This window comes from Criibacterium bergeronii, from assembly GCF_001693775.2.
Lineage (GTDB): Bacteria > Bacillota > Clostridia > Peptostreptococcales > Filifactoraceae > Peptoanaerobacter > Peptoanaerobacter bergeronii.
This window is the reverse complement of record NZ_MBEW02000007.1, coordinates 80,061-104,058: the sequence shown is the minus strand read 5'-3', so window position 1 is coordinate 104,058 and position 23,998 is coordinate 80,061. Positions and strand designations below refer to the sequence as shown.

24 protein-coding genes and 1 riboswitch are annotated in these 23,998 nt (G+C 32.7%); of the genes, 15 read left to right on the top strand and 9 right to left on the bottom strand.

The window, feature by feature from the left end; translation table 11 throughout:
* Positions 1 to 5: 5 nt before the first annotated feature.
* The gene (locus BBG48_RS05055; protein ID WP_068913507.1) at positions 6 to 548 is read left to right on the top strand and encodes a TerD family protein; all 543 of its coding nucleotides are present in this window, start codon (positions 6 to 8) and stop codon (positions 546 to 548) included.
* A 94-nt stretch (positions 549 to 642) separates the two neighbouring features.
* Here BBG48_RS05055 and BBG48_RS05050 read toward each other — a convergent pair whose 3' ends face one another.
* Genes BBG48_RS05050 through BBG48_RS05040 form a run of 3 tightly spaced genes read right to left on the bottom strand, consistent with a single transcriptional unit; the run spans position 643 to position 4,496 of the window.
* Entirely contained in the window at positions 643 to 2,049 is a 1,407-nt protein-coding gene (locus BBG48_RS05050) for an ABC transporter permease (RefSeq protein ID WP_068913509.1), read from the bottom strand.
* Positions 2,042 to 3,841: a COG1361 S-layer family protein gene (locus BBG48_RS05045; RefSeq protein WP_068913510.1), complete on the bottom strand. Its 1,800-nt coding sequence runs from the start codon at positions 3,839 to 3,841 to the stop codon at positions 2,042 to 2,044. Before BBG48_RS05045 ends, BBG48_RS05050 begins: the two co-directional genes overlap by 8 nt.
* Positions 3,816 to 4,496 carry an ABC transporter ATP-binding protein gene (locus tag BBG48_RS05040; protein WP_094754461.1) on the bottom strand — a complete coding sequence of 227 codons (681 nt, stop codon included), beginning with the start codon at positions 4,494 to 4,496 and terminating at the stop codon, positions 3,816 to 3,818. The genes BBG48_RS05045 and BBG48_RS05040 overlap by 26 nt, the downstream gene beginning before the upstream one ends.
* A 571-nt stretch (positions 4,497 to 5,067) precedes the next feature.
* Between BBG48_RS05040 and BBG48_RS05035 the strand changes: the two genes are divergently transcribed.
* The 3 genes from BBG48_RS05035 (at position 5,068) to BBG48_RS05025 (ending at position 6,643) form a co-directional block, all read left to right on the top strand.
* Positions 5,068 to 5,514, top strand: coding sequence for a flagellar export chaperone FliS (locus BBG48_RS05035; protein WP_068913514.1), 447 nt, complete (start codon positions 5,068 to 5,070; stop codon positions 5,512 to 5,514).
* Between the two features lie 84 nt (positions 5,515 to 5,598).
* Entirely contained in the window at positions 5,599 to 5,892 is a 294-nt protein-coding gene (locus BBG48_RS05030; RefSeq protein WP_185959839.1) for a hypothetical protein, read from the top strand.
* A 55-nt stretch (positions 5,893 to 5,947) separates the two neighbouring features.
* A complete protein-coding gene (locus tag BBG48_RS05025; protein WP_068913516.1) occupies positions 5,948 to 6,643 on the top strand; it encodes a zinc metallopeptidase in 696 nt (231 codons plus the stop codon).
* Between the two features lie 85 nt (positions 6,644 to 6,728).
* On the opposite strand, the gene BBG48_RS05020 is transcribed toward BBG48_RS05025, so the two are convergent.
* From BBG48_RS05020 to BBG48_RS05005, 4 genes are read right to left on the bottom strand one after another with little or no spacing between them, the layout of a single operon-like run.
* The gene (locus tag BBG48_RS05020; protein WP_068913518.1) at positions 6,729 to 7,391 is read right to left on the bottom strand and encodes a response regulator; all 663 of its coding nucleotides are present in this window, start codon (positions 7,389 to 7,391) and stop codon (positions 6,729 to 6,731) included.
* On the bottom strand, positions 7,384 to 8,520 hold the full coding sequence (locus BBG48_RS05015) for a sensor histidine kinase (protein WP_068913520.1): 1,137 nt from the start codon (positions 8,518 to 8,520) through the stop codon (positions 7,384 to 7,386). The genes BBG48_RS05020 and BBG48_RS05015 overlap by 8 nt, the downstream gene beginning before the upstream one ends.
* A complete protein-coding gene (locus tag BBG48_RS05010) occupies positions 8,517 to 8,984 on the bottom strand; it encodes a chemotaxis protein CheW (RefSeq protein ID WP_068913522.1) in 468 nt (155 codons plus the stop codon). Before BBG48_RS05010 ends, BBG48_RS05015 begins: the two co-directional genes overlap by 4 nt.
* Before the next feature lie 9 nt (positions 8,985 to 8,993).
* Positions 8,994 to 9,179, bottom strand: a complete 186-nt coding sequence (locus BBG48_RS05005) for a DUF896 domain-containing protein (RefSeq protein ID WP_068913524.1) — start codon at positions 9,177 to 9,179, stop codon at positions 8,994 to 8,996.
* A 175-nt stretch (positions 9,180 to 9,354) separates the two neighbouring features.
* On the opposite strand from BBG48_RS05005, the gene BBG48_RS05000 reads away from it, so the two are divergent.
* The 6 genes from BBG48_RS05000 (at position 9,355) to era (ending at position 15,111) form a co-directional block, all read left to right on the top strand.
* The gene (locus BBG48_RS05000) at positions 9,355 to 10,104 is read left to right on the top strand and encodes a PHP domain-containing protein (RefSeq protein ID WP_068913526.1); all 750 of its coding nucleotides are present in this window, start codon (positions 9,355 to 9,357) and stop codon (positions 10,102 to 10,104) included.
* 2 nt (positions 10,105 to 10,106) lie between these two features.
* Positions 10,107 to 10,859, top strand: a complete 753-nt coding sequence (locus tag BBG48_RS04995) for a WecB/TagA/CpsF family glycosyltransferase (protein WP_068913528.1) — start codon at positions 10,107 to 10,109, stop codon at positions 10,857 to 10,859.
* 81 nt (positions 10,860 to 10,940) lie between these two features.
* Positions 10,941 to 12,089 carry a 1-deoxy-D-xylulose-5-phosphate reductoisomerase gene (locus BBG48_RS04990; protein WP_068913529.1) on the top strand — a complete coding sequence of 383 codons (1,149 nt, stop codon included), beginning with the start codon at positions 10,941 to 10,943 and terminating at the stop codon, positions 12,087 to 12,089.
* A gap of 22 nt (positions 12,090 to 12,111) precedes the next feature.
* On the top strand, positions 12,112 to 13,104 hold the full coding sequence (gene rseP / locus BBG48_RS04985) for an RIP metalloprotease RseP (protein WP_068913531.1): 993 nt from the start codon (positions 12,112 to 12,114) through the stop codon (positions 13,102 to 13,104).
* Positions 13,105 to 13,124: 20 nt separating this feature from the next.
* The gene (gene ispG, locus BBG48_RS04980; RefSeq protein WP_068913533.1) at positions 13,125 to 14,165 is read left to right on the top strand and encodes a flavodoxin-dependent (E)-4-hydroxy-3-methylbut-2-enyl-diphosphate synthase; all 1,041 of its coding nucleotides are present in this window, start codon (positions 13,125 to 13,127) and stop codon (positions 14,163 to 14,165) included.
* A gap of 25 nt (positions 14,166 to 14,190) precedes the next feature.
* The gene (gene era / locus BBG48_RS04975) at positions 14,191 to 15,111 is read left to right on the top strand and encodes a GTPase Era (protein ID WP_094754445.1); all 921 of its coding nucleotides are present in this window, start codon (positions 14,191 to 14,193) and stop codon (positions 15,109 to 15,111) included.
* 96 nt (positions 15,112 to 15,207) lie between these two features.
* On the opposite strand, the gene BBG48_RS04970 is transcribed toward era, so the two are convergent.
* On the bottom strand, positions 15,208 to 15,732 hold the full coding sequence (locus BBG48_RS04970) for a folate family ECF transporter S component (RefSeq protein WP_068913535.1): 525 nt from the start codon (positions 15,730 to 15,732) through the stop codon (positions 15,208 to 15,210).
* A 54-nt stretch (positions 15,733 to 15,786) separates the two neighbouring features.
* Positions 15,787 to 15,881: riboswitch (THF riboswitch) on the bottom strand.
* Between the two features lie 177 nt (positions 15,882 to 16,058).
* Positions 16,059 to 17,777: a gamma-glutamyltransferase gene (ggt, locus tag BBG48_RS04965; RefSeq protein WP_068913538.1), complete on the bottom strand. Its 1,719-nt coding sequence runs from the start codon at positions 17,775 to 17,777 to the stop codon at positions 16,059 to 16,061.
* A 240-nt stretch (positions 17,778 to 18,017) separates the two neighbouring features.
* Here ggt and BBG48_RS04960 point away from each other — a divergent pair, with 240 nt between their 5' ends.
* The 5 genes from BBG48_RS04960 (at position 18,018) to BBG48_RS04940 (ending at position 23,991) form a co-directional block, all read left to right on the top strand.
* Entirely contained in the window at positions 18,018 to 18,575 is a 558-nt protein-coding gene (locus BBG48_RS04960) for a DJ-1 family glyoxalase III (RefSeq protein ID WP_068913540.1), read from the top strand.
* A 127-nt stretch (positions 18,576 to 18,702) separates the two neighbouring features.
* Complete coding sequence (gene typA, locus BBG48_RS04955) at positions 18,703 to 20,526, top strand: translational GTPase TypA (protein WP_068913542.1); 1,824 nt, start codon at positions 18,703 to 18,705, stop codon at positions 20,524 to 20,526.
* Between the two features lie 98 nt (positions 20,527 to 20,624).
* Positions 20,625 to 22,001 (top strand): thioether cross-link-forming SCIFF peptide maturase, encoded by a 1,377-nt coding sequence (gene scfB / locus BBG48_RS04950; protein ID WP_068913544.1) that lies wholly within the window; start codon positions 20,625 to 20,627, stop codon positions 21,999 to 22,001.
* Complete coding sequence (locus tag BBG48_RS04945; RefSeq protein ID WP_068913545.1) at positions 22,001 to 23,359, top strand: aminotransferase class I/II-fold pyridoxal phosphate-dependent enzyme; 1,359 nt, start codon at positions 22,001 to 22,003, stop codon at positions 23,357 to 23,359. The genes scfB and BBG48_RS04945 overlap by 1 nt, the downstream gene beginning before the upstream one ends.
* A gap of 71 nt (positions 23,360 to 23,430) precedes the next feature.
* The gene (locus BBG48_RS04940) at positions 23,431 to 23,991 is read left to right on the top strand and encodes a 5-formyltetrahydrofolate cyclo-ligase (protein ID WP_068913547.1); all 561 of its coding nucleotides are present in this window, start codon (positions 23,431 to 23,433) and stop codon (positions 23,989 to 23,991) included.
* Positions 23,992 to 23,998 lie beyond the last annotated feature (7 nt).

Genomic DNA, 23,998 nt, shown 5'->3' with positions numbered 1-23,998 from the left:
AGGACGTGTACGTAAAACATGAGGTTTTGGATGAAAGTGATTTACTTTATTCTACAATTGAGTGTAAATCAGCTACAGAAGAAAAAAATTTTGATGTAGATTTAATGGCTGCGATACTTGATAAAAGAGGCTTACTAGTAAATGAAAGAGATTTAATTTTTTACAATAACCATAGTTCACGTACAGGTGCGCTGTTTCATATAAGTGATAATCAAAGTGTTGATAAAAAAAACATAACTAAGGAAACAATTTTAATTAATTTATCTAAATTGCCTACATACTGCAAATATATCAGGTTTATAGCTGTTAAATCTGCGGGGGTAAAAAATATTTGTAGTATTGACTTTTCCATTGGCAAAAGAAAATTGGTTTTTGATATTGATGGACAAGAGCTATATCACAAAAGTATGTCAGACTGTGATTACGAGGTTTGCTATTTATTTGAGATAGTAAAAAATTCGGGAGTCTTTACATTTAATCTTGCTATGAAAAATTGCAATATGAACTTTAACCAGTTGCTTTGTAAATACAATATTTTAAATGGATAGCCTTTGATTGGTTTACTATAAGTAAGATAAAATAAAAAACATCACACAATTTTGAGGTTGTGTGGTGTTTTTTGTATTTAGTAAAGATTAAATCTTATTCATTTCTTAAACTTTCTAAGGCTGAAAGTTGCATTGCTTTTTTTGCTGGGATATATCCAGCAAGTATGCCGATAGCTGTAGAAAATAGTATACCAAATATTATCAGCCACCAAGGCATATATGAGATATATGACTGTGCTTGGTCAGATGGTCCTCCCATACCCATACCGGGCATAAGACCGCTGGACATAGCTGAGTTGGAAAAGAAAAAGTTCATTATAAATGAAAGTATCAAGCTAAATATTGAACCTAAAAATCCACCGATTAGTCCAATTGCCGCAGCCTCACTCAAAAATAATTTTTCAATGTCTTTTAGGCTAGCACCTATGACTTTCATTACGCCGATTTCTCTTGTTCTTTCATAGATTGACATTATCATGGTATTTGTGATACCTATTGCTGCTACTATTAGTGATATTGCACCTATACCGCCAAGTGCAGCTTGTATCATAAAGAACATTTTTTGAGTCTGCTTAATTTCATCCATTATAGAGTAAAATTGGTAGCCTGACTCTCTAAGAGTGGTGCTGATATCTTCCACTTTTTCTATGTTATCTACATATATAGATATTTCTTCATAATCTAGATTTTTTTGGTTATTTTGACCTCCGCCACTGTTACTTGCTTCATTTTCAGCTTTGGTGTTGGATTTTATTATTTCATCAATGGTTTTTAAGGAGGTGAAGGCATCGTAGGCGAAAGAATCCTTTGATATTACTCCTACGGATTCTAATCTAAATATTTCATATTTAGGTGTATTGCCATTTTCTCCAGCACTAATACCTGAACCGGAGGACATCATGCGTTTTCTTTGAGAGGATATCTTATAATCTGGGTCTTTGGTTATTTCTACTTTTGTGGATATTAATTTTATGTCTTTATAATTTCCATCTGGGTCGTAATTTACATATTCTCCGGTTTTATATTTTTCAAGCATTATTGGGATTTGACTTCCAACAACTATTTTATTTTTTTCAGATGCAGAAAATGCTCTACCTTTTTTAAATTCAAGATTCATTTTTTCAAAAAATTCAGGGTCCATTCCGGTAAGGTTAATATCTCCGGAATAATCACCTAAGATTATTCTTGTTGATAGCCTTTTTACAGGAGTAACTGATGTGACGCCGTTAATTTCTTTAATTGATTTTATTGCATCATCGTTTAATTTTAGTGGCTTTTGACCTTCTACTTTTTTAGGTGTAACTCCGTATATTCTAATCATGTGTAGCTCAAAGTTACCTTTTATAGAGTCGTTGAAGTTTTTTGATATACCAAGTCCTATAGATACCATTGTAACTATTGATGCAGTACCTATAACAACGCCTAGTATAGCAAGTATGCTTCGAGCTTTTCTTCGAAATAGGTTGGTAATAGCCATTTTTAATAGCTCTATATTATTCATCTAAATCAAGCTCCTGCATTTTTTTCTTATTCTTTTTCTTTTTAATAATTACTGCCACTACAGCTATGATTGCAATACCTCCAATTATATATGCTACATAATTTTTCTTGGGTTGCTCTTTAGGCATCATTTCATCATCCATAGGTGGTAGCTCTATTGGTGACATTTCAAAGTCAAATGGTTTTTCTACTGTATGGGTTTGACCATCTAGGGTTTCATAGGTAAATGTAAATGTGCCTGTGACTTTTTTTTCATCCTTTGGAGTAACTGTTAATGAGAAGGAGTCAGACTTTCCAGCCTCTAATGAACCTACAAAGTATGATGGTTCTCCACTTACTTCAAAATCTCCACTTCCAACTACTTTAATATTTGATATTTTAGTTTTGCCTAGGTTATAAAATGATGTGCTAACTGTTACAGGCTCGCCGATCATTACATCTTGTGGTTTAGTAATTTCATCAATTTGGAGTAAGGTTTTTTGCATTACTGGTATTGAGATGGTATCTTTTGCAGTGATTTCATTTCCTGATTCGTCTTGGTAAATATAGTCAATATTTAATGGATAAGTTTTAGTTTCTGCATCAGGTTTTACTGATAAGACTAGGTTTCTTGAGGCAGACTCTTTTGGTGACAATTTGCCTATGAAAAATGAATTGGAAGAGTTTACAGGTGTAAATGTACCATCGTCTGATAATGAAATTTTTATATTAGTCATTGCTTTATTTGAGCTTGTGTTAATAAATGTCATTGTAAGTGGGAATTTACTGTTTGGAAGTACCTCTTGATTTCCGTAAGTGTAATTTTGAACCATTATCATTGGCTTATTTTTTGTGCTATCTTTATCTGATGAAGGGTCTTTTTCTTTAGGTGCATTGTAAAATATGCCTGTATATTGAGACGATGAAGGTAATGATTTTGTTTTTTTGTCATCGTCTGAAGTATTTTGTGTTGATGAAGGAGGTAAAGCGGATTCTACAGTCATTTTTACGGAATAGTTTTTCTTTTGTGCTTTATCTTTTCCAAATAATTTAACTGTATAAGTTTTACTAGCTCCTGCTGAAAAATTATTTTCTATGAATATAGCTTGTGTACTGTTTACCAGTCCCTCTTCAGGCTCTACTGTTATCTTGACTGAGTCTATAGCTTCGCTGTTTGGATTTGTAATTTTAAATGATAGGTCTGCTACTTCTCCTTCATTAATAGAGGCTACATGGGATACGTCTGATATTATAAATGGTTTATAGTTTGTATTATCAGTAGCTACCTTGTCATTTTTGATTTTTATATAAAATGTTTTTGTAGTGGAGTAGTCTTTATAATTGTCATATTGTGTGCCATATTTCGCCTTGAGTTCAAAGGTAATAGGATAAGTGCCGTCTTTGATGCTATTACTTGTAACTATGTTATATGTTACTTGGCTTTTATGACCTACGTTTACTACGCCAACATCTTGAGTAAGGCTACTTTCGCTTTTTAATGAGATGCCTTCTGGTAATGAAGAAATTTTCATTGTTGCTTTTTCTATATTTACTCCGCCGTTGTTATTTACTACGATGCTGATATCGTAGTTTTTATCTTTTGACAGGGTAGGGAAACTTGCCTCAAGGGTAACTCCTACGTTGTAATCTCTAGATAGCTGCTGTCGTTTTTCTTCTTCCTCTTGTCGCTGTTTTTTTTCCCAGTTGTTAATATCAGAGATATCTTCGCCATCAGCATATGCTATACTAAATAAATTAAAAATCATAAGCATAGCTACTAAAATAGGTTTAAATTTGATTTTGTGCAGGTTCATTGTTTTTTTCCTTCCCGTTGTATTTGATATTTATTATATTTCCGTCCTTTAGCTCTACTACTTTATCTGCGTAATTTGCTATTTGTGTATCATGGGTTACCAGTATTAGAGTCTGATTATTTTTTCTAATTACCTCCATTATTAGGTTCATAACATCTACTGTAGTATTTGAATCCAAATTGCCTGTAGGTTCATCAGCAAATATTATTTTTGATTTGCCGACTAATGCTCTAGCTATACCCACTCTTTGCTGTTGACCGCCACTCATTTGACCAGGTTTTCTTTTGTAATATCCTTGTAGTCCAACTTGGTCTAAATATTTTTGGGCAATTTGCTTTGATTTACTTGAGTCCATCCCTCTAAATATTAGTGGCAAAGCGACATTTTCTATGGCTGTAAGAGTTTGTATTAACTGATATGACTGGAAGATAAATCCGATATTTTTTTGTCTAAATAAAGTTATTTGCTCCTCATTTAATTTATGAATAGGAACTTTGCCAATATATATTTCACCCTTGGTAGGTTTTTCAAGTCCTGCTACCATATTTAAAAAGGTTGATTTACCTGAGCCTGACTTACCTAGGAAACATACGAACTCTCCTCTATAGATATCTAATGACACATCATCAAGGGCAACGACCTTTTCGGTGCCCATACGATAGACCTTTCTTACATGACTTATATGTATAAAAGGTTTATTTTCGTCCTTTGATTTCAAATTTTCGGTTTGATTTTCTTGCAAACTATCACCACCAATTACTAAATGATTTCTTAATAATGATTATCATAATAAAATTTTACTTTAACATTTTATACCATATTGAATTTATTTAGGTTAAAATGAGCTTACAATTATTTACACTTTTGTCAAATTATGTTAAACTCTAAATATATTTGCAAGGTCTGCGGTTGAAAGTTCAAGCCAGATGCAGGCAAAAGAATCCACGTAAGCTTTAGCAAAAAGCCTAAAGTGAGCATGGTGCATCTTAGAAGTAAGTCCTGCCACTTTAAAGTGAGAGAGCAATTAGTGAGAGCAAACCTCAAGCAAAAGCTCCAGCAGGCGAGTGTGGGGTCAAAGACCGGGTCAGCTTGCAAGTATTTTTATGTGTTTACATTTTTTAATTACTAAATGCTGGTTTAATTATATAACACTTTGATTAAAAAAACTTTAATTTAAATAATTTTGCATGAAAATTTTTTAACATATAGATTAATAGGGGGCAAAAATGTCTTATAAAGATGATTTATTGATGAAAATAGCTACCAGTAATGAATGTGACCTTGTAGCTTTACAATATCAAGCCTTAATTGAACTTACTGAGGATTTAAAGAAGTCAATAGACGGCAAAGAATACGACAGCTCTGATGAAATCTTAGATAAAATAAGAGATATAATATCAAATTTAATGGCGTCTTTATCTACAGACGAATTTTCTCAAAAGACCAAATCAATATATCTATACATTAATAACCAATTAACAAAGCAATTTATTGATAAAAATACAGATAAAATAGACTCTATTATAAATATTTTTTCCCAGCTAAGGGATGCGTGGTCGTCAGTTGGTGCAAATTTTAAGTCGGAAATTAATAAAAATGTAACAAATTTAGGGACATATGGTAAAAAGGACATTAACGTACAAGGAAGTCTAGGAGATTTTGGCAAGGCTTAGTATTTAAGTTTTATTTAAATAAAAATAGGTATAATTCCAAATATAAACTAAAATATAAACCTATTTTTATATATGGAGTAATAAATGAAAACTAAAACTATTAGACTTAAAAAAAATGGCATCAAAAGAAAAATTACGGGGATTTTCTTGATTTTTATTGGAATACTTGGTTGTCTTTTACCAGTCGCACCGGGGGTTATATTTATAATAAGCGGGTTATCTCTTATTTCTGATAGCTATTCAGCTAGGGTAAGAAGAGCATTGAGCAGATATAAGGCTCATAAAAAAATATCTAAGCTTTTATGTGAGCTATTTTTTGCAACTTTTGAAGAAATAAAATCTGCTTTTTCATCAAAAATAAATGGTAGGGCAGATTAATAGCTGAAAAAATTTTCAATTATTTATAAAATTAATTTTTTTAAGGAGTGTTTATATGCCTTTTTTCTATGATTGGACAATCATATTTATATTAATTGGTGCTGGTATTGCAGGGATTGCTAGCACTAAATTAAGAGCTACATTTGCAAAATATTCTGCGATTAGAGTTTCTTCAGGAATGACAGGAGCAGAGGCTGCTAGAAAAATATTAGACAGAAATGGTTTATCGAATATAAGAATTGTACCTATTGCCGGCTCACTGACTGACCACTTTGACCCAAGAAACAATACAATTTCTTTATCTCAATCAGTCATTAATTCTAGTTCTATAGCGGCTGTTAGTGTTGCTGCACATGAATGTGGTCATGCAGTGCAGGACTTACAAGGATATGCACCTTACAATCTTAGGACAGCTATAGTGCCGGTAGTAAACATTGGACAAAATATAGCTTTTCCAATTTTATTGCTAGGTTATTTTTTAGGCTCAGCTAATTTTTTGATACCATTAGGCATTTTATTATTTTCATCAACTTTGATATTTCAGCTAGTAACACTGCCAGTTGAATATAATGCGTCTGACAGAGCGTTTGACCTTTTAGAGTCATCAGGTATAATTACTAGAGGTGAAGTAGGGGCATCAAAGCAGGTTTTAAGAGCAGCGGCACTTACCTATGTTGCCGGAGTTGCAGCATCTATATTGTCATTACTTCGTATAATAATAATTTTTGGCGGCGGAAGGAACAGAGATTAGTTTTAAAAATAAAAAAAGAAATCATGATTTAATCAACGAATGGATAATTGATTGGTCATGATTTCTTTTAATATGCAGGTTTATTTTATAGCTCTACTATTTTATTTTTGATAGCAAATATTGCAATTTGTGTACGGTCTTGCAGGTCAAGCTTTCTTAATATACTTGATACATGATTTTTCACTGTTTTTTCACTGATATTAAGTGTCAGTGCTAAATTTTTGTTGTTTAGTCCTAGGGCTATTTGTTTTATGACTTGTATTTCTCTTTTTGTAAGTGAAGCCATGTTATTTTGATGTCTATCTTGGCTTTTATCATCGGTGATGTATTTTATTAGTTTAGATGCTAATGTAGGCTCAATATAGCTACCGCCTTCATAGACAATCTTAATGGTTTTGATTAAGGTATCTGAGTCGGAGTCTTTCAGGATATAGCCGTCAGCCTCAAGGTTTACGCTTTGAGAAACATATTCTACATCATCGTAGACTGTAAGCATTACTACTTTTATTTTAGAATGTGATTTTTTAAGTTTTTTTAGAGTTTCAATACCATTCATGTTTGGCATATTTATATCTAATAGTATTAAATCTACGGATATGTTTTTAAGGCTATCAATAGCCTCTTGACCACTTTTTGCCTTATATACTACTTCTATATTTTCTTCCATGTCTATAATTCTTGAAAGACCTTCTCTAATCAGCTCGTGGTCATCTACAATCATTACTCTAATTTTATTTTTGTTATACATATATTTCTCCTAAATTTGGGATAGATGCGTTTATTGTTGTACCATCAGGTGTAGAAGTTATATCTACTTCGCCATTCATAAGGGTGATTCTCTCTTTAATAGAGGACAGACCAAAGGAGTTATCTTTGCCTTTTGCCTCTGTCATGTCAAACCCGATACCATCATCATTGACTTTAATTTTTATATAGTTTGGTTCTATAACCAAGCAAATGTTGACATTTTCTGCTTTGGCGTGCTTTACAATATTCGTAAGGCACTCTTGTATGACTCTGTAGCAAGTTATTTGGGATGTGGTACTTTTGATTTGTGAATTTTCTATTAGTTGAAATTCAATGTTAATTTGTTTATTTTCTTTAGTCTTTGAAATTAGTCCTTTTATGCTGTCAATTATTCCAAGCTCATTTAATGAAGATGGTCTTAAATCGTAGATAATTTTTCTAATTTCATTGATGACACTTCTGAGCTGATATTTTAAATCGTTAAGCTCATTTTGTATATTTGTCATAGATGTGTTTTTTGTAAGAAGTTTTTTAATTATGTCTGTCTTTATTACCAATGATGCTACTGACTGAGCCGGACCATCATGTATATCTCTTGATATGCGACCCTTTTCATTTTCCATAAGCATTATCCATTTTATGGTGTTATTTTGAGGTTCATTGTCTTTTTTTGAAAAATCATAGCTTAGATATTCGCTGATAACGTCTATTTTATTTAAGATATCAGTGGATTTACTATGGAGCTCTTCATTTTCGCTGAGTCTGCTTTCCAAGCTCTCAATATTGTTGAGCAATAGCTTTAATTCATTTTCTTTTTTTGTTAATTTTAACTGTAGCTTATTTGCCTCAATGTAGGCTTGTTCGATATCTTGCTGAGAGTATAAATTAAAATTGCTGCTCACATCGGACAATTTTTTTCTACTTTCTTGAGCTAAAAGTTTCAATTCGTCTCTATCTTTAGTCTGTTTATTTACTTTTGATTTAAGCTTTTCCAGTTGAACTAAAACTTTTTTATTATCAATTCCAATCTTTTCTGAAATTGCAAATATTTCTTCTTTACCTTGCTGAACAGATTCGATTATACCTTGCAGTGCAAGATTTATCGAAGTGCTGTTATTTTCTGAAATCATAGTATCGATTGTTCCTCTTGCAATGTTCTAACTTGCTCTAGCTCTATATCGCTCATAGTTTTATCTAAATCAAGCAGTATTATCATTTCTTCATCTCTTCTTATTACTCCATCGAGGAAATTACTTCTCACATTGAGAATAGAAGGGGTCTGAGAAAATTCTTCTTCTTTGACATGGATTATACCAACTACATCATCCACTGAAAATCCTAGCTGCAACTCGTCCATTTCCGTAACGATAATAGGGTGTTGTGTGTTTGTAACATCTGAATTAATTTTAAGCTTTTTTGCTAGGTTGATTATAGGTACGATACTTCCTCTTAGGTTGATAACTCCTATTATATACTCCGGAGACCCGGGAACATAGATGGAGTCTTTACCGGCTGATACTTCTTTTACTTTTTCAATGTCAACACAAAATTTTTGAGAACCAATTCTAAATACAATGCAGGTTTTATCGTTCATAAGTCCCCCTTATACAATATCTATTTTATCCAGCTCTGATTTTAATGACTGCCTAATTCTTCGTAGGTACTCTTTTCTAAGCTCCTGTTGGACTTGTTTTTCGCTGTCATTTAGTCCTTCGGCTTTGCTTTTTTTAGAGTATAAATTAATCTGAGCTATAAGCTCGTCTTCCATAAGATTTTTGTAATTTTTCATTTTGTTCTCACTAAAATATTTTTAAGTTATTACTAAGTATATTTTACCACACTTTTGCTCAATTTCAACATTTTATTTTATACAAATAATAATTTCTGCACTAATTTAAGTATTTATGGTATAATGTATTTTATGTAAATATTAAAAATTTTAGTTTTAAATTTTAAGGTGAAAAATGTTAGCAAATTATCACACACACACTAAATGGTGTAATCACGCTGTAGGCAATGCTGAGGATTATATTGTTGAGGCGATAAATAAAGGACTTAAAACCATAGCCATTACCGACCATGTACCACACAAGGACAATGAAGATAGATACAGGATGCGTTATGAAGAGTTTGAACAGTTTAATTATGATTTAGATGAAGCTATTGATAAATACTCAGGCAAGATAGATATAATAAAGGGTTTTGAATGTGAACATTATCTTTACTCTTTAAAGGATTATGAAAGATATAGGGCTAAATTTGGATATAAGATTTTTGTTCTAGGGCAACATACAATAGGAAAACACAAAGAATATGACAGCTTTAATCCTAAGGATAAGGACGCTCTTTTGATGTATGCAAATGAGTCCGCTGAGGCAATCGCAAGTGGAATTTATACTTTATTTGCCCATCCGGATTTAGGGTTAAATGGCTATAACCATGGGATTTTTGACAAATATGCTGAAAAAGCTATGAGGATAATTTATGAGGCTTGCGAAAAATATGATATGCCTGTAGAAATAAATGCAAATGGGCTTAGACATGGGGCGGATTACCCAAGCATTGATGCTTTAAAAATTTCTAAGGATTACAAGCTGAGGTATATTGTAAATTCTGATTGTCACAGACCGGAATTTTTAGCTGATGAATATGTGCAAAAAGCTTATGACATCGCAAAAGAACTAAATATAAAACCAATTTTGGAGTTAAAATAATTATGAATGAAAAGATAAATGTCCTTGGAGTGGATATTGACAATGTAACGATGGATGAGGCAGTAAAAAAAGCCAAAACCTCTATAGAAGAAAATAAAAAATTGTTTATAGTAACTGCGAACCCTGAGCTGTTATTAACATGTGAAAAGAATAATGTTATATGTAGGACTATTGCAAATGCTGATTTGATTGTGGCTGACGGAGTGGGGGTTTTAATCGGCTCTAAGCTTAGAGGTAAAAATTTTAAGCAAAGAGTTGCCGGAATTGACCTTATGGAAAATCTGCTTAAATATGCAAATGAAGAAGGTAAAAGTGTATATTTGCTAGGCTCTAAGGATGGAATTGCAAAAAAAGCGGCAGAAAATATTTTGAAGAAATACCATAATTTAAAAATTGCCGGCACTCACCACGGCTACTATAAGGGTATCCATACCGGCTCAAAGGGAAATGAAGAAGAAATGCAGGTAATTAAAGAAATAAATCAGGTAAGACCGGATATGCTCTTTGTTGCCTTTGGCGGTCCAAAGCAGGAAATATTTATAGATACTTATATGAAGGATATAGATGCAAAAATATTTGTAGGTGTTGGTGGTTCATTTGATGTATATTCAGGCTTGCTTAAAAGAGCCCCGATAGTTTATCAAAAAGCCGGCTTAGAGTGGCTGTATAGATTAATTCAAGAACCAAAACGAATAGGGAGAATGAGCAAATTACCAAAATTTATTATAAAATCTGCTATGTATAAAAAGAAATAAATTAAGCTTAAATAAAAGAAAATTATATAAAATTATAATGAATTTTTGTTTTGTATTTAAAATAATAATTAGGAATTTTTTATGAAAAACATTTCGATATTAGGTTCTACAGGCTCAATTGGCACACAGACCTTAGATGTTGTAAGAAATAACAAGGATAAGTTCAATGTCTTGGCAATAAGTGCGAATAAAAATGTAAAACTATTGTTGGAGCAGGTTAAAGAATTTGCTCCAAAACTAGTATGCGTCTTTGATAAAAATAGTGCCGATGAATTTGAACAAATGCTTAAATGTGAAAATATAAAGGGCATAGACGTTGTAAACGGACTTGATGGTTTAATAAAAGTGGCAACTTATGAGGGTAGTGATTTACTTGTCACAGCAGTGGTTGGTATGATAGGACTTATTCCAACCTTGAAAGCCATTGAAAAGAAAATTGATATAGCACTGGCGAACAAGGAAACTCTAGTTACAGCTGGAGACCTTGTGATGAAGGCGGCAAAGGATAACGGAGTAAAGATACTCCCTGTAGACTCTGAGCACAGTGCAGTTTTTCAAAGTCTAGTTGGGGAAGATACTAAGAGTATAAAAAATATAATTTTGACTGCCTCAGGCGGGGCATTTAGAGATTTGACTATTGAACAAATTGCCACAAAAAAAGCTGTTGACGCATTAAAGCATCCAAATTGGAGCATGGGCAGAAAAATCACCATCGACAGTGCCACTTTAATGAATAAGGGCTTTGAAATTATTGAGGCATATCATTTGTTTGGTACGAAAAACATAAAGGTATACATCCATAGACAAAGCTTGGTTCATTCAATGGTTGAGTTTAATGACAACTCTATTAAGATGCAAGTAGCAGTGCCTGACATGAGAGGACCTATTGTATATGCTTTAAATTATCCTGATAGAAACATAGTGTCCATGGATGCACTTGATTTATTAGGTAAAACTATGACTTTTGAAGATGTTAGACAAGAGGCTTTTCCCTGCATTAAAATTGCAAAGGAGGCTTTAAAATCAGGAGGTACAGCTACAAGTGTGCTTAATGCTGCCAATGAAGAGCTGGTCTATTTATATTTAGGTGACAAAATTGGATTTTATGATATAAGTAAAATTGTAAATGGTGCAATAGAAAAACATAATTTTATAAAAGAACCAAGCTTACAGCAAATTCTTGATGCTGACACATGGGCAAGAGAATATGTAAAAGCTTATGTAAAATAAAGTCATTTTAGGAGGAAGATTTTTGAAAATTATTATAGCCCTTTTAGTATTTGGGATAGTTGTTGCAATACATGAGTTAGGGCATTTTTCGGTCGCAAAATGGAACAAGGTCACTATTCACGAATTTTCTATAGGAATGGGACCATTACTATATAAAAAAATGAAAGCTGAAACGCAATATAGCTTGCGTGCCATACCGATGGGCGGGTATGTATCAATGGAAGGCGAAGACGAGGCAAGTGAAGACCCAAATGCCTTTTCCAATAAAACCCCTCTTCAAAGAATGGCGATAATTTTTGCAGGACCATTTATGAATTTTGTGCTTACAATAGTTATCACTTTCATATTATTTTTATTTATGGGGATACCTGTAAATGTAGCGGGTGATATAGTGCAGGGCTCACCGGCACAGCAGATGGGAATGCAAGTGGGCGATAGAATAATAGCTATAAATGACAAAACTATCACCCAGTGGAGACAAGTGTCTGAGGTAATAAATAGTGAGCCAGTTGATTTAAAAATTGATATTGTAAGAGATGGAAAACAAATACAGCTTACTGGAAAATCCAACGATACAAGTGGTAGAAAAACAATAGGTATTTCCCCAAGCTACGAAATGCACCCATTACAAGCAGCTAAATATTCAATAGTACAAACCTATGATTTATCAGTACAAATGTTGCAATTTGTTGGAAAATTATTTACCGGCAAGGTGGATTTAAAATACGTCAGCGGACCTGTAGGCATAGTTAGACAAATTGGTACAAGTGCAGAAAAGGGCATTTCTACAATTTTATACTATATTGGATTTATATCACTAAACTTAGGAATAATGAATTTATTACCATTTCCTGCGTTAGATGGCTTTAGATTTTTAACAGCGTTTTTTGAATTAGTAACAGGCAAAAAACCAAGCAAAAAGGCAGAGTATGCAGTAAATATGGCAGGAATGGCACTTTTAATAGCATTTATGCTGTTTATAACTTATAAAGACGTGCTAAATATTTTTAAATAAAATTATATAAACGTGAAAAAATGATTAACAGAAAACCAACTAAAAAAATAAATTGTGGAAATTTGTCAATAGGCGGGAATAGTCCGATAATTATACAATCTATGACAAATACAAAAACTAAAGATGTAGACGCAACAATTGAGCAAATCCTTAGATTGGAAAATGAGGGTTGTCAGCTAGTAAGGGCATCTATCCCCGATTTAGAGTCAGCAAGAGCTATAAGCAAAATTAAAAATAAAATTCATATACCAATAGTTGCAGACATACATTTTGATTATAAGCTTGCCCTTGAAGTTGCTGAAAATGGTATAGATGCTTTAAGGATAAACCCGGGAAATATCGGTAGTGATGAAAGAGTTAAAGAAGTGGCAAAAAAAGCCAAGCAATATAACCTACCTATAAGAGTAGGGGTCAACATGGGCTCCTTGGAAAAAAATATAGAAAAACAATTTGCAAGAACTCCTCATGCAATGGTAGAGTCCGCTATATATAATATAAAATTGTTAGAAAAATATGATTTTTATGACATAGTAATCTCAATGAAAGCCTCAAATATAATTGATACAATTAAAGCCTACGAAGAATTTGCAAGCATATCTGATTATCCACTTCATGTAGGAATAACTGAGTCAGGTACAAAAACCTCAGGTACAGTCAAGTCATCAATGGGCATTGGATATTTACTAATTAACGGCATAGGAGATACAATAAGAGTATCACTCACAGCCGACCCTGTAGAAGAAATAAAAGTAGGTAAGCTTATATTACAAAATATTGGATATTCCTATGGACCACAAATTATTTCTTGTCCAACTTGCGCTAGAACACAAATAGATTTAATAGGGTTAGCCGAAAAAGTAGAAACGGAGTTTAAAAATAGCAACAAAAATATTTCTATTGCAGTGATGGGTTGCATTGTAAACGGTCCGGGTGAGGCAAAAGATGCAGATGTAGGTATAGCAGGTGGAAAAGGAGAGGCTTTACTATTTAAAAAAGGTGAAATAATAAAAAAAGTTAAAGAGCAAGACATAATACCGGAGTTAAAAAAATTGATAGAATAAATATGAGCAAAGGCAGGAATATAAATTGTCGGATTTAATAAATAAAAATGAGTTAGCAAAAGTAGGCTTTGTTACAATAGTAGGCAGACCAAATGTAGGCAAATCAACACTACTTAATGCAATAGTAGGTGAAAAAATATCTATTACAAGCAATAAAGCTCAGACAACAAGGTCAAGAATAAAAGGCATTTACAACGACACAGACTCTCAAATAATTTTTCTTGATACACCTGGAGTGCAAAAGCCGAAAAATAAATTGGGAGAATACATGGAAAGTGAGTTTAAGCTGTCATTTCAAGGTACAGATTTAATCATGATGATAGTTGATGAAACCAAAAATATTGGTTCTACAGATAAGCAATTGATAGAAAATATAAAAAACAGCAAAGTACCAAGAATACTTGTAATAAACAAAATCGACTTACTTAAAAATGAGGAAATATTAGAAAACATCAAAATGTATGATGAGCTTGGCGTATTTGATGACATCATACCTATAAGTGCCGGAAAAAATAGAAATATGGACGAGCTAATTAAGACAGTAAAAAAATATATGCCATATTCTCATAAGTATTATGGAGATGACATTTCCACAGACCAAAATAATAAGGTACTAATCAGCGAAATAATAAGAGAAAAAATACTTTTATATCTTGAGCAGGAAATTCCTCATGGAGTAGCAGTAGAAATTGAAAAACTCACAGACAACGCCCAAAAAGACTTAATAGAAATCTCAGCAGTGATTTATTGCGAAAAGCAGTCTCATAAAAAAATTATAATCGGAAAAAATGGCAATAAACTTAAAGGCATAGGCAAAGCTGCAAGAGTAGAGCTGGAAAATATCTTTGGAGCAAAGGTGTTTTTACAAACATGGGTAAAAGTAAAAGAAAATTGGCGAGACAACGCAAACTATATTAAAAATTTTGGATATATAACTGAGAAATAAATAAATTATAAAAAAGAGATGTAATTAATCAATTGATTAATACATCTCTTTTTTACAAACTTTACATTATAATTTAGTCTTTAAAATAAAACTAAATTAAATAGATTTTTTTATCATCACAAAATCATAAAGTGCATAGCATAAAATTATTGTCAGTACACCCTCTACGCAAGCTTTAAAAGCTCTAAGAGGTAACATTACTGTAACAGCCTTGCCTAATATTTGACTTAACCAAATTGTGTTTAATACGACATGAGTTAAAGCAAATACTATAACTACGCTGATAATTATACCTACAAGCTTTCTTTTATGATTGTCCTTGATATAGTACATAGCAACCAAGCCGGGAATTAATCCGGATAACATAGCTGAAAAAGTAAATCCTAGATGTGGCTGACCTTGTGCGTTTATCATTATACCGATTATGTCTGATATGACGCCTACAATTGCACCTATAACCGGACCACAGGAAAGACCTGCAAGAATTAGAGGTAAAGTGCTAAAGCCTATCTTTAGCTGCGGAGTTATCATAATAGATAACATACGAGATAAAACGATGTTTAATGTAATAAAAAACGCCGCTCTCACTATTGTTTTTGTGTCAAAAAATGTTTTTTGCAATAAAAAAATCCTCCTTATGAAATTATAAATAATTTTCAAAGCAGGCATTATAAGTACAGCGGATGCGATAAAGAATCGTAGAATTGACATTCTTCGTTTAAGAACTACTTCCCATTTCTTAACACTTGACGCTCTTTACCTACTCTGATTGGTTATAGTATACCACTAAAATATCATGAAATCAATAATTATAATCAAAGTAATTAAAAAAATTAAAATATAAATAAAAAGTAAAAATATCTGCCCATTTGGACAGATATTTTTTGTAAGGTTTTATTATAATTTAAAATTGACTAAATTAATATTGGTATTACTATAAATAGGTATTAGAATTCAGTTCTAGGGTCTTTAGAACCGTACATAGTATGGTTGGTATTGTCTACTATAATAGCATTAACGTCACCCATATCATCTTTTACTGCAATCTTGTATCCCATTTTTTCAAGTTTATCCTGAACGTCTTTAACTAATGTAGTTTTTTCTACTCTTAGTTCATCAGGTAGCCACTGCATATGGAATCTTGATGCTTCAACAGCCTCACTGATATTGTAATTATGGTCGATAACGTTAGAAATTACTTGAGATACTGTAGTGATTATTCTTGCTCCACCTGGGCTACCAACTACCATGTAAACTTTACCGTCTTTAAGGATTATTGTAGGAGTCATAGAGCTTAGAGGTCTTTTGCCTGCCTCTACAGCATTTGCATCTCCACCAACTAGACCATATACGTTTGGTACGCCCGGTTTAATTGAGAAGTCATCCATTTCATCGTTTAGTAAAAATCCTGCACCATCTACTGTAGCACCGCTACCAAATGTATAGTTGATAGTGTATGTCACTGCTATAGCGTTACCTTTGAAGTCTGCGATAGAGTAGTGAGTAGTGTGCATAGGTTCATTCATTAATTGTCCTGGTTTAATCTTTTCACTTGGAGTTGCTACGTTTCCAGCTTTTTGGATAGCATCGTATATGCTCTTTGCATATTCTTTAGATGTTATTTTTGCAAGTGGTATTTTTACAAATGAAGGGTCGCCCATATATTCAGAACGGTCAGCGTAAGCATATCTTTCAGCCTCAGCCATTAGGTGAATTTTTTCGCTTGAGCCAAATCCCATTTTTGCTACGTCAGCATTTTCAAGTACGTTTAATATTTGTATAACGTGTGCTCCACCTGAAGAAGGAGGTCCCATAGATATGATATCATATCCTCTATATGTTCCTTTTATAGGGTCACGCCATATAGGTTTGTATGCTTTAAGGTCTTCTTTAGTGATAAGTCCGCCGTTTTTAGCCATATCTTTAGCTATTAAATCAGCAGTTTCACCTTCGTAGAAACCTTTTGTTCCATCTTTTTTAATTCTTTCAAGAGTTTTTGCTAAATCTTTTTGTACTAATATTTCTCCATCTTTGTAAGTGGATTTTCCATCTGCTTTGAAGAAGTATTTAACAGTTGATGGATGAATTTTTAGTCTGTCATATTCTTCAACAAATGTTTCCGCTTGTCTTTCTGAGATAGCAAAACCATTGTTTGCAGCATCTATAGCTGGTTGAATTAATTCATCAAGACTCTTTGTACCATACTTTGCAAGTAGTTCATTTAATCCGGCTACTGTTCCAGGTACACCGGCGGATTTGTATCCGGTAACACTTAAACCGTCAATCGGGTTTTTGTCTTTATCAAGATACATATCTCTTTGTGCTTTAAGTGGTGCAACTTCTCTAAAGTCTAGTGTAGTGTTTTTACCGTCAGCTGTATGTATTACTGCAAATCCACCGCCACCGATGTTTCCTGCTGATGGATGTACTACAGCCAGCATATATCCTACTGCTACTGCTGCGTCAAAAGCGTTTCCACCATTGTCTAAAACTTTTTTACCTACTTCATTTGCCAAAAAATTTGTTGACATTACAAGACCGGTAGTTGTGTCTTTTTGTGGTCTGTATGCAGCAGCAAATGAGCTGTCAGCTACTGAAAAAATCATGGATAATGCCAGTGTTGCACTTGATGCCAAGCTTAGAAGTCGTTTGGTAATTCTTTTCATAAAATAAATCCCTCCTTAAAAAATTATGATTGAAAAGGTTTGCAAATATATTATAAAGCCTTTTTAACTTTAGTGCAACAGAATTTTAAAAAAATTACTATAAATTTAAGAAAATACACACATTATTCAAAAAAGTTCATAAATTTATTTAATTGTATATATATTTGAAATTTTACTAAAAATGTGATAAAATAAACAATATATTGTTTAAAACTAATATTAATTTTTGGAGGTGCGAATTTGAAAAAAGTAGCTTTGCTTATGGCAGATGGCTTTGAAGAAGTGGAAGCTCTTACAGTTGTTGACTATCTTAGACGTGCCGACATATCTATAGATATGGTTTCAATAATGGACAAGCTTGAGGTTATGGGTTCTCACAATATTTTGGTTAAGGCAGATAAATTATTTAAAGATATTAAAGCTGAGGACTATGATGTATATGTCTTTCCGGGTGGTATAGGTAATGCAAAAATAATGAGAGCTGATAAAACTTTATTAGATTTCATTAAAAATGCAAATGACCAAGATAAAAATCTATATGCTATTTGTGCTGCTCCTACTATTTTATATGATGCCGGAGTATTAGAGGGTAGAAATATTACTTCATTCCCAGGAGTATTTAGAGAGAGGCAAAGTGGGTTTAATTACATTGAACAAAATGTAGTTAAGGACAAAAATATTTTGACATCAAGAGGACCTGCTATAGCAGTACATTTTGCACTTGCTATTATTGAAGAGATAGCAGGGTTTGAAAAAAGAAAAGAGATTGAAAAACAACTTCTTTTTGATTTAATGTAATTTTTTTGAAAAAGTGTTTTAAAAAATCAATTTTGTAGTAATAATATAACTTCAAAAGTGACTTTTGAAGTTATATTTGTTTTTAAATAAGTGAGTAGCTTTAAGCCTACCAAAAGGAGAAATTATTTTGCAAGCAAGAGAAGATATTAGAAATTTAGCTATTATAGCACACGTTGACCATGGTAAGACTACATTGGTTGATGCACTACTTCGTCAAAGTGGGATTTTCAGAGAAAATCAGCAGGTGCAAGAAAGAGTTATGGACTCAAATGATTTGGAACGTGAAAGAGGTATCACTATCTTATCAAAAAATACAGCCATAACTTATAAAGATGTAAAAATAAATATAATAGACACTCCGGGGCACGCTGACTTTGGTGGAGAGGTAGAACGTGTACTAAAGATGGTTAATGGAGTAATACTTGTTGTAGATGCTTTTGAAGGTCCTATGCCTCAGACTAGATTTGTGCTAAGTAAAGCTCTTGATTTAAAATTACCTGTCTTAGTTTGTGTAAATAAGGTTGATAGACCTGAACAAAGAGCAGAAGAAGTTGTTGAGGAAGTCCTGGAGCTTTTATTAGAGTTAGATGAGACGGAGTCTTATCTTGACTCTCCATTTATATTTGCATCGGCTGTAAATGGCTGGGCTACTAATGATTTAAATGTCAAAAAAGATAATATGCAGGACTTTTATGAGGCAATACTAAAATATATACCAGCTCCTACCGGTGATTTCGATGCTCCTGCTAAAATGCTTATTTCTACTATAGATTACAATGAATATATTGGTAGGATAGGTGTAGGTAAAGTTGAAAATGGTGTGCTTAGGGATAACCAAGACCTTTATTTGGTGAATGATTTAGACGAAACTAAAAAGATAAAGGTTAGAGTTGGTAAATTATACGAATATTCCGGACTAAATAAAGTGGAAGTTCAAGAGGCAAAAATGGGTTCGATAGTTGCCGTATCAGGTATAGAAGATTTAAATATAGGTGATACTATTACAGACCCGTCAGATTTAACACCTTTACCATTTGTAAATATTTCTGAGCCTACTATTGCTATGAACTTTATGGTAAATGACTCTCCATTTGCCGGTACAGAGGGTAGATTTGTCACTTCAAGACAAATAAGAGAAAGATTAAACAAAGAATTAAAGACTAATATATCTTTAAGAGTAGAAGAAACAGGCTCAGCAGATACTTTTAAGGTATCGGGAAGAGGGGAACTTCACCTTTCAATACTTATGGAAACAATGAGAAGAGAAGGATATGAATTCCAAGTATCTAAACCTGAAGTTTTATTTAAAACAGTTGATGGCAAAAAATTAGAGCCAATGGAAATAGCTGTAATAGATGTACCGGAAGAAAATGTAGGCTCTGTAATGGAAAAGCTGGGCATGAGAAAAGGCGAACTGAAGAACATGACCAAGGGTAAGGGAGGATTTACAAGACTGGAGTTCTCTATACCTACTAGAGGCTTAATAGGCTATCGTTCTGAATTTTTGACTGATACGAAGGGTAACGGGATAATCAATACTTTATTTGATAAATATGACACTTACAAGGGTGATATAGATACAAGAACCCGTGGCTCATTAGTATGTTTTGAAAGCGGAGTTTCTGTAACCTATGGACTTTACAACGCTCAGGAAAGAGGTACATTATTTTTAGGAGCAGGTGAAAAAGTTTACGCAGGTCAAATAGTAGGCTCAAACTCACGCCCTGAGGATATAGAAGTAAATGTATGTAAGAGAAAACAGGCTACAAACATGAGAGCATCAGGCAGTGATGAGGCACTTAGATTATCACCTCCATTAAAGATGTCTCTTGAAGAGGCACTGGAATTTATCACTGATGATGAATTAGTTGAGCTTACTCCAACATCTATGAGACTTAGAAAGAAAATACTTGATAAACAGCTTAGAGCAAAATCAAGAAAGAATAATTAAATTTAAATAAATAATCGAAGACTTATGTAAAGTTTATAAGTCTTCGATTATTAAATTTTTAAACAACACAAAATTTGTATATTTAATAGGGATAAAAGATGGCAAACATAAATAATATAATACATAAGTATAAAATGAACGGTCTAAATATTGTGCTGGATATTAATTCCGGTGCAGTGCACGTTTTTGATGACATCAGCTATGATATAGTAGAAGACGCCTATGATAAGGAGTTTTCATATATAACGAAAAAATATAAGCAGTATAGCAAGCAGGATTTAAAAGAGTCCTATGATGAATTGATGGATTTAAAAAATAATAGTCAACTTTTTGTAGAAGGTGACTATATAGATGACCTTTCAATATTGGCTGAGGACGTCATAAAGGCGATGTGTCTGCATGTATCTCATGACTGTAACCTTAGATGCACATATTGCTTTGCATCTCAAGGAGATTTTGGCGGAGATAGAGAGCTTATGAGCGAAGAAGTAGGCAAAAAAGCTCTTGATTTTTTATTGGAAAAAAGTGGCAAAAGAAAAAATCTTGAAGTAGACTTTTTTGGCGGAGAGCCACTGATGAATTTTGAAGTAGTAAAAAAATTAGTAGAATACGGCAACGCTCAGGCAGAAAAAAAGGGTAAATATTTTAGATTTACTATTACAACAAACGGCTTAGCTTTAAATGATGATATAATTAATTACATCAATGAAAATATGCACAATGTAGTGCTGTCTCTTGATGGCAGAAGAGAAATAAACGACAAAAACAGACCTCTAATAAACGGTAAAGGTAGCTATGAATACATAGTGCCAAAATTTCAAAAATTAATAGAACAAAGACCTAAAGACAAATATTATTATGTAAGAGGTACATTTACAAGGGATAACCTAGATTTTTCTAAAGACGTTAAACATTATAAGGATTTAGGCTTTGAATTGACATCTATTGAGCCTGTTGTTGGTGAGGACGAATTTGCTATTAGAGAAGAGGATTTGCCAGCAATTTTAGCTGAATACGAGAGCTTAGCAAAAGATTATGCAGATATGCAGGCAAAGGACGAGCCATTTAAACTGTTTCACTTTATGGTAGATTTATCGCAAGGTCCATGCGTTATAAAAAGAGTAAGGGGCTGTGGTGCAGGTGGAGAATATCTTGCAATCACACCTACAGGAGATATATATCCATGTCATCAATTCGTTGGAGAAGAAGAATTTAAAATGGGAAATATTTTGGATGAAAATCTCCAGTTACCTGAAAAAATGAGGGGAACATTTAAATCTGCCAATGTATTTACTAAGGACGAATGTAAAAATTGCTGGGCAAGATATTACTGCTCAGGTGGATGTCATGCAAATGCACTACATTTCAACAAGGATATACAAAAGCCATACGAAACGGGTTGCATAATGCAAAGAAAAAGACTTGAATGTGCAATAATGGTAGAAGCCTATAAAGCGATAAATGGAGCTAATTAATGAATTTGCCAATCTATGATAGATTGAATGAATTGACTAATAAAAAATACATCTACTTTTGTATGCCGGGGCATAATCATTTGCAGAGTAAAAACGGATATACAAAGGAGCAAAAAATTGTATACAACAGGCTAAAAAAATTTGAAAAAAGTTTTTTTAGCCTTGATACAACAGAGATAGAATATACAGACAATCTTGCTGATCCAAGAGAAGTAATTTTGGAGTCGGAAAAAAATATTGCAAAAATCTACGGTGCAAAAAGAGCCTTTTATTTAGTAAATGGCTCAAGTGTTGGCGTTTTAGCCTCTATTTCTACGTTTACATCTTTTGGAGAAAAAATAATAATCCAAGATATTTCACATAAATCAGTGCACAATGCTTGTGAAATCAAACAATTACAAAAGGTGATTATAAATACGAAATATAATTCAACTTATAACTACCCTGAAAAAATTGATTTGAAAGAATTAGAACAAATATTAATTTCTAATCAAGAGGCAAAAGCAGTAGTAATTACATCTCCATCATATTATGGCATAGTGCAAGACATTAAAGCTGTTGCTAAACTGGTGCATAGGTATGATATGAAATTAATTGTGGATATGGCACATGGGGCACATTTTGCCTATTATGATGGATTTCCAAAATTTGCTGTAGAGCAGGGAGCAGACGTCGCAGTATGTAGCTTTCACAAGACCTTGCCAAGTATTAATCAAACCGCTTTGTTATTAGCAAATGATAGTTTGAGCAACGAAGAGCTTGCAAATTTGCAAAAAAGTATAAACATATATCAAACTACCAGTCCATCATATCCTATGCTTGTAAATATGGAACTGGTAGCTGATTTATTAGTAAGATATTGCAGTAAGATTTACAAAGAGCAAGAAAAACTTGTAAAATATTTTAAAAAGAGCATGGATTTTAACATATATTCAACAAAATTAACCATTTTGCCAAATGACGATTTTACAAGAATAGTTGTAAACTTTCAGGATTTTGACATTAATTTTGCTTATGAAATTTTGTCAAAAAAGTTTAAAATAATACCTGAAATGATTTCAGAAAAAAATATGGTATTTATTTTGAATATTTTTCACACTAAGGGTGACATTAAAAGACTGGCAAACGCATTAAAATACATTTGCAGACTTGAAATTAGTAATGAAAAACCGGACTTAGGCGCAGAAAATGAGCTGTATAGCTATATAAAAGAAAACATTGGCAAAAAATCTGAGAAGAATTTATTTATCTATCCTCCGGGTAGTATTTTTATACAAAAGGGAGAAATAATAGAAGATAAGCACTTAACGCAAATTAAATATATAAATTCTACATCGCCAACTAGAATTATTGAGTAAAATTTATTAAAAAGTGTATCTAATATGATATAAAAATATTTTTTATTCAGTTTAACTAATAAGGAAAAGTTATGACTAAAAAAGAGCTTAGAAAACAAATGCTTAGTATTAGAGATAACCTAACTCAAGAGGAGATAGATAAAAAAAGTGAAATAATCATAAAAAAGCTGGAAAATGAGGAAGTCTTTAAAAAAGCTGATACAATCATGCTTTTTGCCAGCTTTGGTAGTGAGGTAAATACGCACAATCTAATAAAAAAATGTATAGATATGGGATTAGTGGTATGCCTACCTTATGTGGAAAATGCTAAAGAAAGCATAATGAAAGCTACAGCTATTAAATCGTTTGATAATCTTGAGCATGGATACAAAGGGATACTTGAGGTAAAAAAAGAGCTAATTGAAGAAATCGACCCAGCAAAAATAGATTTGATAGTAACGCCTTGCGTATGCTTTGATTTGCAAAAATATAGAGTAGGGTATGGCAAAGGCTTTTATGACAGATTTTTTGGCAAAACAAAAGCATATAAGATTGGTATATGCTTTGACGAATGCATAGTAGAAAAAATTGACACAAATGAATATGACTTACCAGTAGACATTGTGATTACTGATAAAAGAAAGCTTGTATAATTGTAAA